Below are 15,837 nucleotides of genomic sequence, written 5' to 3'. Positions count from 1 at the left end.
GATTTCCCATGACCGCTTGAGGCTCCCGAGGCAAGTTCCATTAAGAGATCCTGCGGCGGTATGTGACCATCGCGAAGAAGTACGCGACAACCAAGATTCCGACGCACCAGGCAAGGGCCATCCAAATATCGCTCCCGACCGGCTGCTGCGTGAAGAGGCCGCGAATAGCGTTGACGATGGACGTCACCGGCTGATTCTCGGCGAAGGCGCGCACCGGGCCGGGCATGGTGCCGGTGGGCACAAAGGCCGAGCTGATGAACGGCAAGAGGATGAGCGGGTAGGAGAACGCGCTCGCGCCGTCTATGGACTTCGCCGTGAGACCGGGGATGACGGCCATCCACGTCAGTGCCAGGGTGAACAGGGTCAGGATGCCGGTCACAGCCAGCCACTCGAGCACTCCCGCCCCCGAGCGGAAGCCCATAAGGAGCGCGACTAGCACCACCACTCCGAGCGAGATCAGATTAGCGACCAGCGAGGTCAGCACGTGCGCCCACAGTACGGAGGACCGGGCTATCGGCATGGACTGGAATCGCTCGAAGATGCCGCTCTGCATATCCAGGAAGAGCCGGTACGCGGTGTAGGAGATGCCCGAGGCGATCGTGATGAGCAAGATGCCAGGCAACAGATACTTCACATAAGAGTCCGACCCTGAGTTGATCGCGCCACCGAATACGTAAACGAACAGCAACATGAAGGCGATCGGCATGATCGTGGTGGTGATGATGGTGTCCATGCTGCGCGTAATGTGGCGCAGGGACCGTCCCAGCAGGACAGCTGTATCACCGAAGAAATGCGTTTTCATCGGAATTCCTTGGTGGTCTGTGCCGGAGGGGTTGCGGAAGGGGTCTGTGCCGAAGGGGTCTGTGCCGGAGGGGTCTGTGCCGCCACCGTGGCCATAGCCGGCTTTGCATCCTTGCCGTTGCGGCCAACCAAAGCGAGGAACACATCCTCGAGGGTCGGCTGCTTTTCGACGTATTCCACCTCAACCGGCGGAAGCAGCTGCTTGAGCTCGGCCAAGCTGCCGTTCACGATGATCCTGCCCTCGTGGAGGATCGCGATCCGGTCTGCGAGCTGTTCGGCCTCGTCCAAATACTGCGTGGTGAGGAGCACCGTGGTACCGCTCCTGGCGAGTTCTTTGATGGCCTGCCACACCTCGATGCGAGCCTCCGGGTCCAGCCCGGTAGTCGGTTCGTCGAGGAAAATGAGGGGCGGATTCCCGATCAGGCTCATCGCAATGTCCAGACGGCGGCGCATGCCTCCCGAATAGGTTGAGACCTTCCGCCCGGCGGCCTCGGTCAGCGAGAACCGATCCAGCAGATCGTCTGCGACGGAACCCGGGTTCTTGAGGTGCCGCAAACGGGCCACCAGGACAAGGTTCTCCCGCCCGCTGAGGATTTCGTCAACGGCGGCGAACTGTCCGGTGAGGCTGATGGATTCCCGCACATGCGCAGCCTCCGTGGCCACATCGAAGCCGTTGACGCTGGCAGTCCCGGCGTCGCCCTTGAGCAGCGTGGACAGGATATTTACCACCGTGGTTTTGCCCGCCCCGTTCGAGCCGAGCAGGGCGAAAATGCTGCCCCGCGCCACGTCGAAGTCCACGCCGCGCAGGACATGCAGGGCCTTGTAGGACTTCTGCAGGTCCCTAACGGAGATGGCTGCATCTGTGGCCATCACTACTCTCCCCGCTCCGCGTCCTCGATAGCCTTGGTCAGGCGGGCGCGTTCCTTGTCGATCCACCGCGTGCCTACGTAGGCCTGGGCGAACGTTTCGGCGAACTCAACAGGGTCTTCACCGACGATCGCCCGCACTGGCGTGCCGTCGGCCGCGGCACGCTCCCAGAGATCCGCGAAGTCGTCGAACATCTTGATGGCGGTCTCGCCGTCTGTGATGCCTCCGTAGTACATGAAGTACCGCTGCAGTGCCTTCGCCACGGCGCCGTAAGGCTCAGGAAGGGCCTCGATGCGTGCCTTGTACTGCCTGTATTGCTTCTTCTGCTCGAGCGACCCGGTGACCAGCTCGATCCATTTCGCTGCCATTTCAATTACCTCCTTCTTTGTGGAGCTGTTCGAGCCGTTCTGCGAGGAAGCTCCACGTGCTCCAGAACTCTTCGAGAAATTCCCGTCCCTGGACATTGAGCGAATACACCTTGCGCGGGGGTCCCTTCTCGGAGGGGACCTTCTCCACATCAACGAAGCCCTTTTGCTCGATCCTGATGAGCAACGCATAGACAGTGCCTTCGGCGATTTCAGTGAAGCCCTGCTCCCGCAATCGGGCCGTGATCTCGTAGCCATACGCTGCCTGCACGGACAGGATCGCTAAGACGATTCCTTCCAGCGTGCCCTTGAGCATCTCGGTCATTTGTTTGCCCACGGAACACCTCCTTGGACTACTCAGTGATACTAACTACCACTACATAGTAACACTGAATAGCGGCGGCACAAGGTCCCGATGAAGGGTGATTTGACTGGCGAAAATCAAGGCTGGCAGATGCCGCTAAGCCACCGGAACGGCGAAATGGGCGGCGGTTCCAGGCTTCAAAGCCAGTTCCAGCCGGAAGGCCTCCGAACCAGTTCCAGCCGGAGGGCCTGAGAGCTAGTTCCAGCCAAGCAGCCTCAGCGCGGCGGCGGAGCCGGCACCCACCAGCACTACCACAAGGAAGGGGGCACGCAGCCACAAGGCGACGCCTGCGGCAGCCAAAGCGCCCAGCCTGGCGTCCAAGACCAGGGACTGGCCGGCCGCGACGGCGTTCACCGTGGTGAGCGAGGCCAGCAGGCCAATGGTCATGGTGCCCGCGATTCGCATCATTCTAGGGCTACGCAGCAGTTTGGCTGGCACAAAATACCCTGCCAACTTGGTGGCATAGGCCAGGATGCATGCGGCGAGGATCCACCACCAGAGACTCAATTCCGCTCCCCTTCTCCACCGGAGGAGCCGCCGTCGCTAGAGCCACCGGTGGGGTCGCCGTCGACGGGGCCGCTTATGCGGCCCGCGCGGTGGTAAGGTTCGACGTCGGGCTCCAGCCCTTCGTCGCTGCGGCCGTGGCTGAACCAGCCGACCACGGCGGCGACCAGCGCGGCGATAAGGATCGGCATGCCGCTCGGAACCCACGGTACAGCCATCACCGTGGCAACAGCGCACGCCGCGGCGATCGCCCATGGTTCCTTGCCTTTGAGTCGAGGCCAGAGCAGCCCCAGGAAAGCTGCCACGGCAGCGCCGTCCAAGCCCCACTGTTTTGGGTCACCCATTGCGTCGCCAGCCAGGGCTCCGACGGCCGTAAACAAATTCCACAACACATAAATGCCAAGTCCGGCGGTCCAGAACCCGCGTCGCTGTTCGCTGATTATCTCCTGGCCGGATGCGGTGGCGGTGGACTCATCTATGGTGAACTGAGCCGCGGCATACTTAAGCCGCCCCGCCGGTTGCAGCATCGCATTCATCTGCATGCCATAGATCCCGTTGCGCACGCCCAGAAGGGCGGCGGCGGTTGTTGCGGCCAAGCCGGAACCGCCGCCGGCCACCACGCCGATGAACGCAAACTGCGATCCCCCGCTGAACAGCAGAAGGCTCAAGGCCATCGTTTGCCAGAAGTCCAGGCCGGACGCGACTGACAAGGCGCCGAAGGAAACTCCGTAAAGTCCGGTGGCGATGCTGATGGACAGACCCACCCGGACAGCAGGCGATTCGAGCAGCTTCACGCCTCCATGCAATCACAACTGCGGCACGGCTCTCGCAAATGGAGTAGGTGCTACTGAGTGGCGAGCTGTGCCAAAACCTGCGCGGGCTTGTTGGTAGTGATCTCGTGGACACCGAGCCCCTGGCACAGTGCCACGTCGGCTTCGCTGTCCACGGTCCACACCCGGAATCGCCGGCCGGACTCCATCCAGCGCTGCACCTTGAGGGCGTGCCGGCGCACGTACGTGATGCCGGGACCCGCGATGCCCACTTTGCTTTCGTCGAGCAGTTCTTCGCCTTCTAGTTGCGCTTGCCGCATAACGTTGGCCACGGCGCTGCCTGTCAGTGCGCCGAGCCCCAACTCCTGGCGGACTTCCTGCACATTCACGTCATCCACCAACTGGCAAATGTGCTCGGCGGGAACCACCTGCAGCAGGTGGTGCACCGAGTCGGGATTAAAGCTCATGAAGCTGATCTGGATGTTGTCCAGTCGCGATTCCTCCGGCGTCCACCCACGCTCCGTGAGAAGCGCCAACACCCGATCCTCCAGCTTCAGCTGGTACGGGCTGGGATGCTTGAACTCAATGGCCAGGCCGATTTCGCGGCCCGCTCCCCGCAGGATGTCGATGAGTTCAGGGAGCGTCAGGAACTGTTCCGAGATTGCGCCGTACGCGTCCGGGATTCGGACGCCTTTCCAGGAGCTGAAATCCAACTCGCGCAGCTCTGCCAGTGAGCGCTCTCCGACCGGACCGGTTCCGTTGGATGTGCGGTCCAGGTTGGCATCATGCAGCAGGACGACGTGTTGGTCCCTGGTCAGGTGGACGTCGCACTCAACCCCATCCGCGCCATCTGCCAACGCCCGCAGATAGGCAGCGCGAGTGTGCTCAGCGAAGGCCGCGCTGGAGCCGCGGTGCGCATACACCTTGGGGCGGCCGATGAGGGGTTCCATGCCAAAAATCCCGTCCTCCGAGGGCGCCTCGTAGGCGCGGCCAGGGGCGGCGTCGTCGACTGTCATGCTCAGAGGGTAGCCGACGGGGCTGACGATGCAGGGCTACGCTGGGCACATGCAGGTGAACTCTGGACAAACCTCAACCACGGATGCTGGAACGGTTGACTCCCGGACAGCCAACGGCCAGCCGTTCGCTGGCCCGGCCCCAGACCAAGGTGGGCGGCCCAGCGGTACCTGGTCCCGTCGTCGTCGTTTCCCCTCCCACGAGCTATCCCCGGAAGACCGCGTGAGGGCCGCTGCTCTGCGGCGGATGAAGTCCTTTGCCCTGGCGCTCTTGGTAGTCATGGCCGTGGTGTTCGCGGTGTCCTTTGCCCTGCAGAAGCAATACCCGTGGCTCGAGTATGTGCGCGCTGCGGCCGAAGGCGGCATGGTGGGCGCACTCGCTGACTGGTTCGCCGTGACCGCGCTCTTCCGCTACCCGCTGGGGCTGAAGATCCCCCACACGGCCATCATCCCCCGCAGGAAGGACCAGATCGGCGCCTCCCTGAGCAACTTTGTGGAGACGAACTTCCTGGCCGAACACGTGGTCCAGCAGAAACTGGAGAGCGTGGACATCGCCCGCAAAGTGGGTGCCTGGCTGTCCGCCCCGGGCGGGGCGGAGCGCGTGGCCAAGGAGGGCGGCGCCATCATCCGCGGAGCCTTCACGGTGTTGAACGACGACGACGTCCAGGCGGTCATCGAGGGCATGGTGCGAAAGCACCTGCTGGCGCCTCCGTGGGGACCTCCTGTGGGCCGCTTGGCCGAGCGGGTTTTTGCCGAAGGGCATCACCACACCCTGATCGACCTGCTCGTGGACCGCGCAGTTGATTGGGTGGAGGCCAACCACACCACGGTCAACCGCTTGGTTTCGGACCGATCGCCACTATGGGTGCCGTCGTTCGTGGACGGTCTGGTGGGCGACAAGGTGTACACCGAGCTGTACAAGTTTGTGCTGGCAGTTCAGTCGGACCCTGACCATCAGGTGAGGCAGTCCATCGACACCTACCTCAAGGACCTGGCCCGCGACCTTCAGCACGATCCAGCCATGATCGCCCGTGCGGAATCGATCAAGAACCAGATCCTCGGCGACCCCGAAGTCCGCGAATTGGCCTCCCGCACCTGGGGCACGCTCAAGACTGCCCTACTAACCGCCGTCGACGATCCGGACAGCGAATTGACGCAGCGCTTTAAGACGGCGGTCCGTGATTTCGGTTCTCGCCTGGTCAACGATCCTGAGCTGGCAGGAAAAGTCAACGCGTGGATCGGTGATGCTGCGGGCTACATCGTCAGGACCTACCGCTCAGACATTGCCGGCGTCATTACGGACACGGTGGCACGCTGGGATGCCGAGGAAACCTCGCGGAAGATCGAGCTCCAGGTGGGCCGCGACCTGCAGTACATCCGGATCAACGGCACCGTGGTGGGAAGCCTGGCCGGAGTGACCATCTTTGCTGTGGCGCACCTGCTGTTCGGGTGACCGAGTCCTTGCAGTTGATACCCGCCGCACACGTTTTGCCGGGGCGCCCACTCCTCACGCACCCCGGGGCGCCCACCATTGGCGCCCACTCCGACTTAGCCTAGGAAGCGGATCTCCTGCCCAGGCCTGGCTTGTCCCAGCAGGTCAAGGTCTGCTTGCCGCACTACGCCGATCACCGGGTATCCTCCCGTCACGGGATGGTCAGCCAGGAACACGGTGGGAAGACCCGACGGCGGCACTTGCAGCGCGCCTTTCACCATCCCTTCGCTGGCTAGCTCCTCCGCCCGGTCCACCACCAGCGGGCGGCCTTGCAAACGGGCACCTATGCGGTTCGAATCCGGCGATAACGTCCAGTGCTGGCCGATCAGCCGTTGCCACGCACCTGGCGCGAACCAGTCGGCCCGCGGCCCCTCGTCTATACGCAAAGTGATGGGTCGTTCCGGGTCAGGGGCACGTCGGATCACGGGGAAGGAGGAGGTGTAGACGTTGCTGTTTCCCACGCCCATCCCGGACCGGCCGGGAATCAGCGTGTCCCCCGCCTTTAGCGGTGCCGGCCCCTCACCGGACAGCACGTCCGTACTCCGTGAGCCAAGCAGCACCGGAGCTTCCAGGCCGCCCTGTATGGCGACGTAGTAGCGAAGCCCAAAGAACGGTGTCCCGAATTCCAGAACAGAACCCGGAGCAACGCGGACCCCCTTGTTCAATGGCATTTCCGTACCGTTGAGGCGCACGAGTCCCTCCGCCCCCGTCACGGCTACGGCGGATGCGGTCACAAAACGTAGGACCAGGCCGCCCATCAGGACCTCTAAGCCTGCCGTTCCCACCGGATTGCCGAGCAAGGAATTCGCGAGCATCAGCGACGCGCGGTCCAAGGCACCCGAGGGGCTTAGGCCCATCGCAGCGTGGCCAGGCCTGCCAAGGTCCTCCACGAGAGTCAGCGCTCCGGGTTTCACCACCAGGATTCCCATTAGGCCTCCACGAATCGGACAGTGTCACCAGGTTGGATCAGGGCCGGTTCCCGTCGCGACGCATCCCAAAGTACCGCCGTCGTTGTTCCGATCAGCTGCCAGCCACCCGGCGACTGACGCGGATAAACCCCGCTGAATTCGCCGGCAAGGCCAACTGCGCCAGCTGGCACAGTTGTGCGCGGATTGCTGCGCCGCGGTACATGAAGTCGTGCGTGATCCGTTACCAGATAAACGAATCCCGGCGCGAAGCCCGAAAACGCGGCAGTCCACGCCGAACCGGTATGGAGGTTGACCACCTGCGCCTCGGAGACGCCCAGGTGATGTGCGACGTCGGACAGGTCAGGTCCGCCGTACCTCACCTCGATCTGGACTTCGCTTCCGACTGGGGCGCCCGACCTTTCCGGCGGGGTGGAACGGATCCAATGGTGGACCGCTGCGCCTTCAATCACCGAGGGGTTGAAAGTTACCAGGATGGTTCTGGCGGCCGGAACAACATCGATGACACCGGCTGGCAGGGAACCAGCGGCCGGACCGCCCTTTGTCAGCCCTCGATAGTGGGCCAGCACAGAGTCAAGGTTGGGGAACTCTGCGAGGAAAGCGGCATCACCACAGCCCAGAATCCGCAACTCGTCGGCGTGGTCAGCTTGGTTGGTCACCGGCCGGACCTTCCAATGGCAGCGGATCGGAACCCATCACGGGTCCGCCCGGCAGGAATCCGCCCGGCAGGAGCTCGCCCGGCAGGAGTTCGCCCGGGACAGTGTCCGGCAGCGGACCGAATGCCTCCTTGGCCGTTTTCACTACGGCGCGCCCCATCATCAGGTTCCCGGCACCGCCAACCGCAGCACCAATCCCGAACGGCAGGGCGCGACCCAACAATGCCGTCCCCTGCCGCTTCACAAGGCGTCGAAGGAAAGCCCGCTGGATGCGATCGCGGATGGCAGCAAAGCCGGAGATCGGCAGCCGCTTGCCCAGGATGGTTCCCCATGCATGAGTGACTCCCCTACCCTTGCCCAGCGACTGACCGCTAAGCGAACCAAGCAGCGCAGTTCCTTCTTCGCCCAGAATGATGGCCATGACCAGCGTGCTGGCACGTTCCGGGTCCTCCAAACGGACGCCATGAAGCTCCGCAAGGGACGACGCGTAGAGCGCTGTTGCCTCAAGAAAACCTATGGTGGCTACGGCGGACAAGCCCAACGATGCCGCGGTGCCCAGGCCGGGCACAACGGCGGTGGCACCTACCGCGGCCCCGCCACTGGTAACAGCGGCCAGATAGTCGCGCTCCAGCTTTGCCGCAAGGAAATAGGGTGGCGCTCCGGGGTATCTGCGCTGCAGCCGACGCAGGTTTGCCAGCACAAGCGGGCGTTGGACGTCAACAGCGCGCAGCAACGCCCCGTGGAGGCCCGCTGTCGGCCGGCCCTGCTGGTCGAACACGGCATTGTGTGCTGTCTTGTGTGCGATTCTGACGGCCGGATTGGTTCGTTTAGGCATCGTCACCCCTGCGTGGTTGGAAACCCGTCTCTGCCAAGCCTAGTCGGTGGCGAAAACCGGTCCCACGGCTGCGAGTCCTATGTGGAAAGGATGGCTGGGTGGCGAACACGGGCGTAAACTGAGCGTGCGCTTCAGGAAAAGTCCAACGGAAAGTCCAACAAGGGACAGGAAGTATCCGGAATGGAAAAGACCAGCAACTTCAGCAGCGAACGCCACCACACCGATGCTCCGGCGGAAGGCGAGACGGAAGGCTGGGTTCCGCACGACACCGGATTGCACAGCCAGGATCCCGCCGAGGGCCCTGACACCGACGAAGCGGCTCCGGAAGAGTAGCTCCCGATCCGCTCGTCTGACTAAGGCACCATCCCTAGTTCGGCTTGAGCACGCTCACTGACACCCGATGCTTCCCCCTCCGGGTTTAGTCCCTTGTGTTCCCCTGCGGGTTAGTCCCCTTTCCATGGACAGGCCGCACAACGAACCACCGGTGACGTTGGAGCGTGCCATTGACCGCTTCCTACCTGACTGGACTTATGGCACAACTTAGGGCTTTGCGCCCATTCGCGCACCGGAAATACCGCGTGCTGATTTCCGCGCTGGCGATCTCCATTTTCGGCTCCGGCATGTGGGCCGTGGCCATGGTTTACGAGGTCCTTCACCTTGGCGGGGGACCACTGGAGCTGTCCCTTGTGGCCACTGCAGCCAGCATTGGCCTGGTCGCCTTTGTACTCGCAGGAGGCATTGCTGCTGACCGGATGCCGCAGCGCCTGCTGATTATTGCCGTTGAGGGGACCAATTTGGCAGTCATCGCCATCGTGAGCCTGTTGGCGATATTTGGCTGGCTGCAGCTCTGGCACGTTGCAGTGGGCGCCTTCGTTTTGGGCATTGGCGCCGCCTTCTTCTTCCCTGCCTATTCGGCGATCCTCCCCCGGATCCTGCCGCCCGAGGACTTGCTGGCCGCCAACGGCATGGAAGGTACCATGCGGCCAATCCTGCAGCAGGCAGCCGGTCCTGCTGTTGCGGGCATCGTGGTGGCCTCGCTGAGCCCTGCCCACGCGGTATCTGGTGTGGCTGTCTGTCACCTCACGGCGTTCGTCATCCTGAATTTCCTCGGCCGCCACAGCCTCGACGCCGATTCGGCCGCTGCTCGGCCAACGACCACAAACGCAACAAACACCGATGCAGTCCAACCAAGGAAGACGTCCTTCTTCCATGACCTTCACGAGGGAATCGTCTACACCCTCCGTACACCGTGGTTGCTCTGGACTCTTTTATGGGCATGCCTCTCAGTGCTGTTCCTGATCGGTCCCATCGAAGTCCTCCTACCGTTCGTTGTGGAGGAGCAGTTGTCCGGCGATTCCAGGATGTTTGGTTTCCTGCTGGCCGTGATGGGTGTGGGCGGGGCAATGGCCTCGCTGGTCACGGCCTCGATGACGCTGCCGCGTCGCTATCTCACCGTCATGATGGTGTCATGGGGCCTCGGCAGCTTGCCGATTGCCGCCGTCGGAATAATCGCGAACTTCTGGGTGATGGCCGTGGCCCTGTTCGTCTTCGGCGCTTCCGGCGGCGTCGGCATGGTCATCTGGGGCACCTTGCTCCAACGCCGCGTACCGCCAAGGTTGCTGGGCAGGGTTTCGAGCCTGGATTTCTTTGTCTCGCTAGCCCTGATGCCGCTTTCCATGGCCTTGGCCGGCCCGGTTGCCCAGATGGCGCCGCTCTGGCTGATCTTCCTGGTGGCCGGGACGGTCTGCCCGGTCGTGGCGGTGGTTGCCATGGCCGCTGCCCGGATGCCCACAGACGAGCTGGAGCATCCACTGGACAAGGCAGAGCCCACCGAGGAGCCGGAGATTGTGTCCACTTAGTGCCCCTTATGTGGCCGTCTATAAGGGTCTGATATAAGGGGTCTGAGCTGTACACAAACTCCTCGCCGCACGCGTAGGGGTGGCCCCGGCTGAATTGCCGGGGCCACCCCCAGCGCTAGCTGGGGCGCCGTTAGGAGCGGGGCAGGCCAATCACCGGGATACCGGCAGTGGGCATGTTGCTCGGAAACACCGACGGCGGCGGGACGGCGACGTCGTCGAGCGCCACGGTGACGGGCTGCGAACCGACGTTGAGGCGCTGGCCGCGGACGGCCACCTCAATCGGTTCTTGTGAGAAGCCCTCCAGTTGGCCATTGAGCACTAGCGTGATCCGTCCAGAGGCGAGTTCCACTGCGAGCTGCCGGCCACGGAGGTGCAGCTTGAAGGACAGGCTCTCCCACTCTTTAGGAAGGCGAGGGTCGAAGTACAGCACCTCACCTTGGTCCCGCATGCCCGCGAAGCCGCAAACAAGGGAGGACCAGATGCCGCCCGTAGAGGCAATGTGGACGCCATCCACGGTGTTGAGGTGCGTGTTGTCCAGATCGATGAACAAGGCCTCGGTGAAGTGCTTGAGCGCAACCCCCGCGTAGCCCACCTCGGCGGCCATGATCCCCTGCACACAGGCGGAAAGAGTGGAGTCTCCCGTGGTGATGGGGTCATAAAAGTCGAAGGCGCGCTGCTTCTCCTCGGGGGTGAAGTCCTGCCACTGAAGGAACATCGCCAGCACGGTATCCGCCTGCTTGAGCACCTGGTGGCGGTAGATCACCAGTGGGTGGAAGTTCAGCAGCAGCGGGTACTTGGAGCGTGGTGTGGACCAGTCCCACGGCTCCAGGGTCATGAAGTCGTTGTCCTGGCTGTGGACATGCAGGTGTTCGTCGTAGGGCAAGGCCATGCGCTCGGCTGCCTGTGCCCAAAGGTCCTGCTCGTTCGGTTCGATGCCAGGGTGGTCCAGTGCGGCGGCCGCGCGCAGGTTGAAGCGCGCCATAACGTTCGTGTACAGGTTGTCGTTCACCACGGCGGTGTACTCATCCGGGCCGGTGACACCGTGAATGTGGAACATGCCGTCCTTGCCGAAGAACCCGAGCGAAAGCCACATTCGCGCCGTCTCGATGAGCAGGTCGGCGCCCACTTCGGTGCGGAAGCCGGGGTCGCCGCTGGCCCACTCGTATCGGTTCGCCGCAAAGGCGATGGCTGCCGCAATGTGGAACTGCGCGGTTCCGGCTGCGTAGTAGGCGCTGGCTTCAAGGCCGTTGATAGTGCGCCACGGGAAAAGGGCGCCTTCCACACTGAGTTCCTTTGCCCGGATGCGCGCATCCGGCAGCATGGCATGGCGCGACTCCAGGACCTGTCGCGCACCGGCGGGGTTGGTGTAGGTCAGGTAGGGCAGAAGGTAGATTTCCTGGTCCCAGAAGTAGTGGCCCTCATAGCCGGACCCGGAAACGCCCTTGGCGGGGATGCCGGCCACACCTGCCCGGGCAGTGGCCTGGGCCAGCTGGAAAAGGCTCCAGCGCACGGCCTGCTGAAGTTCCGGCTGCCCGCGGACAATAACGTCGGCTGACGACCAGTATCGACGGTAGTGTGCGGTTGATTGGGCGAAGACTTCGCGCACCGGAATTAGCGCTTCTTCCGCCGCAGCGGCGAGCCCCTCACCGCCGTCGTCGACTGTTGACTCACCCTCGACGCCGACTACCGGCTCGGCTGCGCCGGCTACGACGTAGCTGACGCTCTTTTCCAAGCGGAATTCCTCGCCCTCACCGATGGGCAGGACGTAGCGAACTGTCGACTCGTCCTCCCCAACCGTGGTTTCGAAGGGCTGGTGATCAGACGAGATCCAGTGGTCCACGGCAACCCCGATGCGTTGCCGCGACTCAGAGGTCCGCCACGCCAGGCGGAGCGATCCGTCCGCGCCCTGCAGGTGCAGGGGACTGAGCACACGTCCGGCGTGCCGACCTGAGCGACGGGGATCGTGCTCCGAGTGGTCCTCAACAGGTTGGTCCTGTCGATTAAGGAGTGTGGAGGTGATGTCCACGGAAACGTATCGGTCGGCCGTGACAGTCAGCTCGATGCCCAGCGAGCCCCTGGATTCGAAGCCGACAGCCCGGCGCTCCACGGTTGTGACTGTGGCGCCGGAGCGGCACTGCCACGTGATGGAGCACTCGTAGATACCTGTGGAAAAGTCCACCGTGCGGCGGTAGTCGGCCACCACGGATTCGCTGAGGTTCAGCTGCTCGCCGTCGATCACTACCGCGAAGTTATTGGCGTCAGGAACGTACACGATTCGCTGGCCGGTCCGGGCGAAACCGAATGCATTCTCGGCGTGCTTGATGTCCCAGACCTCGTGGAAACCGTTGATAAACGTGCCCGGGAGATCGCCGTCACCGGCTGACCAGTGGGCGCCGCGGACGCCCAGGTGGCCATTGCCGACGCAGAACAACGTCTCCAGCGTGCCGGCGTCGCCAGGTACGTGGATGTTCTCCACGAGCTTCCAAGGATCGCAAGGGAAGCGCAGCCGGTCAGAACTGATGAGTGCCATGGGAGGTGTGTTCCTTACAGGAGAAGTATTGGGGAAAGCAAGGAAGTGGGTGGGAGTCTGTGGAGGGTCCGACGACGGCCGCCAGCGGAGGCGCGGGCCTCACGTTTACCAGCGGAAGGGCCCGTTTAGGACCACCCTGGCGGGCTGTCTTTGTTCGCTATCCAGGTAGGATTTGGCGTCGCCGTCCCCCGTCGACCGGAGCTTGGTCAGAGCAGGTCAGCCAGGTCGTCGACGACGAACGTTGCGCCAGCGTCCAGCAGGACTTCGCGTCCCGCGCCACGGTCCACGCCGATGACTGCGCGGAAGCTGCCTGCGCTGCCCGCCTTGACGCCGGAAACTGCGTCCTCAACGATGACGCACTGCTCGGTGGGGATGTCCAGGAGCTTCGCCGCGTACTTGAAGGTGGCGGGGTCCGGCTTGCCCGGCAGGCCGTGATCCGCCGCCACTTGTCCATCGACCACTACCGGGAACAGGCCGGCGAGGCCGGCTGCCTTCAGCACGGCCGGCGCATTGCGCGACGACGAAACGACCGCCAGCTTGAGGCCTTCCTCGAGCGCCGCGCGGACAAAGCGAACCGAACCCTCGTAGGGGGCGACGCCATGGGTTTCCACAATGTCGTTGAAAATGCGGTTCTTGCGGTTCCCCAGACCCTGGACAGTTGCATTGGAGGGGTCGTCATCGGCGGGTCCTTCGGGGAGCTCGACCCCGCGGGAGGCCAGGAAGTCCCGGACGCCGTCGAACCGCGGCTTGCCGTCGATGAAATCGAAGTAGTCGCTTTCCCGGTAGCCTTCCGGGTTGCCAGTTTCGGCCAAGTAGCCGTCGAACAGTTCCTGCCAGGCTTGCTCGTGCACTACGGCAGTGGGCGTCAGCACGCCGTCGAGGTCGAAGAGAACAGCGGAGGCGCCGGCCCAGGCGGTGCGGTGTTCAGTCATGTTTGTGCTTTTCCGTTCCACGCTTGCGGCGCGTTGTCTTCCGTTCGATCAGCTTCGTGTTGAGGAGGTGGTGTGTGGGCTCGTGGCTGGCTTCCGGATTCTGCAGCCGCTCCACAAGGAGATTCGCGGCGAAGGCTCCCTGGTCAGCTACCGGCTGAGCCACGGTGCTGAGTCCCATAAACCAACTCATCGGGTGGTCGTCGATCCCGATCAACGACACATCCTTCGGCGACGACAGTCCGTGCTCCCGCAAAGCCATCAAGGCCCCAAAGGCGGCTTCGTCACAGTGGGCGAAGATCGCCGTCGGTAGGCTTCGGTGAGCGATGAGCTCTGTCATCGCACGCCGGCCGCCCTCGATGCTGGAGTCCGCGTCGATGACCAGGTCCGGGTGGACGGTGAGGTGTTGTTCCTCAAGCGCCCGGGTGAACCCGGCCAGCCTCTGTTGACTCGTGGCCACTGAGTAGCCCCGTTTCTCCCGGGCGGCGAGCACGGCGAGGTTCCAGTGTCCGAGGCCAAGGAGGTGGGACGTCGCTTGCCAAGCAGCGTCTTCGTTGTCAATGCCTACGTTGTCCCACGGTACATCGTGCATGCCGACGCTCGCCACGCGAAGATCGGAAGCGGAGAGGGCCTGGATCTCGGTTTCGTCGAGGTCCACGTTGATCAGCAGCACTCCGTCAACGCGCTGGGTCAAAGCGGTCAGGTCGGAGAAGACCTTGCGGTGGACGCTCGGCTTGTTCCGGAGGCTGACCAGAATCGTGTCCAGGCCGCTGTCGGCGAAGACCTCTTCCGCGGCTTCAACAGCCTGCGCGAAGAACCACGCCGTGGCAGTCGGGGCGATGATCGCCACGGCTCCAGTGGTGCCGCCTGCCAGCCGTGACGCGGCAGAAGAGGCCTTGTAGCCAAGTTTCTCTGCAGCGTCGGCCACTAACCGGTGGGCGTGATCGGACACGTTGGGGAGGTTGCGCAACGCCCGTGACACGGTGCAAATGGACAGCCCTGAAAGGACCGCCACGTCCTGGATCGTCGCGCGCTGAGTCCTAGCCATTCAACACGGCCTCAACCCTTCCTTTTGTCGAACACAGCGGCCCGGGACCGAACCGCCGAAGAAGAGTGTAAGCGCTTACAAATTTGTCATTCAAGCGTGGATTTGAGGCAACGCAAATGTGACAAAATCCTCACTCCCAACACGTGTGAGGGATGACCGGCAGAACACCTGGGGCCTCCACGGACCAGTGTCCCAAGCCTTTTCGAGTGCCCTTTGGGCGCGGCTCCCTCGACTAGCTCAAGACGTAATGGCGCAGAAAGGTGGACACATCGGCGAGTTCCGTCGTCGAAATCCTGTGCCCCATCCCGGGGTAGGTGCGGGCGGTGAGGGCTGTGTGCTCGTTCAGCCAGGCTTTGGTGTGGTCAATGGCATCCCCGTTGATGACGGGATCAGCTTTGTCCCGCCCCCAGAAGAACGCTGGCGGGGAATCAAAAGACTCGCTGAGCGCAAGGAGTTCGTTGTCCAGCACAAAGCCGGAGAGTCCCACCGTTGCCTTGAAACCCGCAGGCCTCAGGCGGAGAAGCGTGCTTGCCATAGCCATCCCCTGCGAATAGCCCAGAAGGCTGACGCTGCTGTGATTGCCTTTGTACGTATCGATCCAGGCGAACACTTTGTTGGTGGCGGTGATGACGTCGGCGAAGTCATTGGTGAGGAAGTAGTCCAGCAGGAACCAACCATAGTGGTCACCAATATCCATCGGCCCGCGGAGCGCCGCACAAGTGAATTCGCCGGGCAGGTGCGGAAACAGGTTGACCATGCGCTGCTCGTCTGTTCCGTAGCCATGCATCATCACCAGCAAAGGCGTACCAGCCCGCTCCCCCTCAGGCTTGGACCAGATGACGCTTTGCATGGCCCAAGCCTACCCACTCCCTGGGCGC

Annotated in this window: 17 protein-coding genes; 3 read left to right on the top strand and 14 right to left on the bottom strand. The window is 63.2% G+C overall.

Annotation, left to right across the window (positions count from 1 at the left end):
- Window positions 1-40: 40 nt before the first annotated feature.
- The 7 genes from LD110_RS15235 to LD110_RS15205 all read right to left on the bottom strand — a co-directional run bounded on the left by LD110_RS15235 (window position 41) and on the right by LD110_RS15205 (window position 4,621).
- Complete coding sequence (locus LD110_RS15235) at window positions 41-802, bottom strand: ABC transporter permease (RefSeq protein WP_225499684.1); 762 nt, start codon at window positions 800-802, stop codon at window positions 41-43.
- Window positions 799-1,671 (bottom strand): ABC transporter ATP-binding protein, encoded by an 873-nt coding sequence (locus LD110_RS15230; RefSeq protein ID WP_225499683.1) that lies wholly within the window; start codon window positions 1,669-1,671, stop codon window positions 799-801. Before LD110_RS15230 ends, LD110_RS15235 begins: the two co-directional genes overlap by 4 nt.
- 2 nt (window positions 1,672-1,673) lie before the next feature.
- Window positions 1,674-2,036, bottom strand: a complete 363-nt coding sequence (locus LD110_RS15225) for a DUF1048 domain-containing protein (protein WP_225499682.1) — start codon at window positions 2,034-2,036, stop codon at window positions 1,674-1,676.
- A 1-nt stretch (window position 2,037) separates the two neighbouring features.
- Window positions 2,038-2,370, bottom strand: coding sequence for a PadR family transcriptional regulator (locus LD110_RS15220; protein WP_225499681.1), 333 nt, complete (start codon window positions 2,368-2,370; stop codon window positions 2,038-2,040).
- A 222-nt stretch (window positions 2,371-2,592) separates the two neighbouring features.
- Entirely contained in the window at window positions 2,593-2,904 is a 312-nt protein-coding gene (locus LD110_RS15215; RefSeq protein ID WP_225499680.1) for an AzlD domain-containing protein, read from the bottom strand.
- Window positions 2,901-3,695, bottom strand: a complete 795-nt coding sequence (locus tag LD110_RS15210) for an AzlC family ABC transporter permease (protein WP_225499679.1) — start codon at window positions 3,693-3,695, stop codon at window positions 2,901-2,903. The genes LD110_RS15215 and LD110_RS15210 overlap by 4 nt, the downstream gene beginning before the upstream one ends.
- A gap of 50 nt (window positions 3,696-3,745) precedes the next feature.
- Window positions 3,746-4,621, bottom strand: coding sequence for a glycerophosphodiester phosphodiesterase family protein (locus LD110_RS15205; protein WP_225499849.1), 876 nt, complete (start codon window positions 4,619-4,621; stop codon window positions 3,746-3,748).
- A gap of 115 nt (window positions 4,622-4,736) precedes the next feature.
- Here LD110_RS15205 and LD110_RS15200 point away from each other — a divergent pair, with 115 nt between their 5' ends.
- Entirely contained in the window at window positions 4,737-6,137 is a 1,401-nt protein-coding gene (locus tag LD110_RS15200) for a DUF445 domain-containing protein (protein ID WP_225499678.1), read from the top strand.
- 95 nt (window positions 6,138-6,232) lie between these two features.
- On the opposite strand, the gene LD110_RS15195 is transcribed toward LD110_RS15200, so the two are convergent.
- The 3 genes from LD110_RS15195 to LD110_RS15185 are packed head-to-tail and all read right to left on the bottom strand — an operon-like array spanning window position 6,233 to window position 8,593.
- Window positions 6,233-7,105 carry a biotin-dependent carboxyltransferase family protein gene (locus LD110_RS15195; protein ID WP_225499677.1) on the bottom strand — a complete coding sequence of 291 codons (873 nt, stop codon included), beginning with the start codon at window positions 7,103-7,105 and terminating at the stop codon, window positions 6,233-6,235.
- Entirely contained in the window at window positions 7,105-7,761 is a 657-nt protein-coding gene (gene pxpB / locus LD110_RS15190) for a 5-oxoprolinase subunit PxpB (protein ID WP_225499676.1), read from the bottom strand. The genes LD110_RS15195 and pxpB overlap by 1 nt, the downstream gene beginning before the upstream one ends.
- A complete protein-coding gene (locus LD110_RS15185) occupies window positions 7,745-8,593 on the bottom strand; it encodes a hypothetical protein (protein ID WP_225499675.1) in 849 nt (282 codons plus the stop codon). The genes pxpB and LD110_RS15185 overlap by 17 nt, the downstream gene beginning before the upstream one ends.
- Window positions 8,594-8,773: 180 nt before the next feature.
- Here LD110_RS15185 and LD110_RS15180 point away from each other — a divergent pair, with 180 nt between their 5' ends.
- Entirely contained in the window at window positions 8,774-8,926 is a 153-nt protein-coding gene (locus LD110_RS15180; RefSeq protein ID WP_225499674.1) for a hypothetical protein, read from the top strand.
- A gap of 197 nt (window positions 8,927-9,123) precedes the next feature.
- Window positions 9,124-10,452 carry an MFS transporter gene (locus tag LD110_RS15175; RefSeq protein ID WP_225499848.1) on the top strand — a complete coding sequence of 443 codons (1,329 nt, stop codon included), beginning with the start codon at window positions 9,124-9,126 and terminating at the stop codon, window positions 10,450-10,452.
- A gap of 130 nt (window positions 10,453-10,582) precedes the next feature.
- Here LD110_RS15175 and LD110_RS15170 read toward each other — a convergent pair whose 3' ends face one another.
- From LD110_RS15170 to LD110_RS15155, 4 genes are all read right to left on the bottom strand, one after another.
- Entirely contained in the window at window positions 10,583-12,982 is a 2,400-nt protein-coding gene (locus LD110_RS15170) for a glycoside hydrolase family 65 protein (RefSeq protein WP_225499673.1), read from the bottom strand.
- 206 nt (window positions 12,983-13,188) lie between these two features.
- Window positions 13,189-13,914: an HAD family phosphatase gene (locus tag LD110_RS15165; RefSeq protein WP_225499672.1), complete on the bottom strand. Its 726-nt coding sequence runs from the start codon at window positions 13,912-13,914 to the stop codon at window positions 13,189-13,191.
- Complete coding sequence (locus tag LD110_RS15160) at window positions 13,907-14,959, bottom strand: LacI family DNA-binding transcriptional regulator (RefSeq protein WP_225499671.1); 1,053 nt, start codon at window positions 14,957-14,959, stop codon at window positions 13,907-13,909. The genes LD110_RS15165 and LD110_RS15160 overlap by 8 nt, the downstream gene beginning before the upstream one ends.
- A 232-nt stretch (window positions 14,960-15,191) precedes the next feature.
- On the bottom strand, window positions 15,192-15,809 hold the full coding sequence (locus LD110_RS15155; protein WP_225499670.1) for an alpha/beta hydrolase: 618 nt from the start codon (window positions 15,807-15,809) through the stop codon (window positions 15,192-15,194).
- Window positions 15,810-15,837 lie beyond the last annotated feature (28 nt).

Origin of the sequence: Arthrobacter sp. M4 (genome assembly GCF_020251205.1) — a bacterium.
GTDB lineage: Bacteria > Actinomycetota > Actinomycetes > Actinomycetales > Micrococcaceae > Arthrobacter.
The sequence above is the reverse complement of the archived record's forward strand: the minus strand, read 5'-3'. Positions and strand labels throughout refer to the sequence as shown.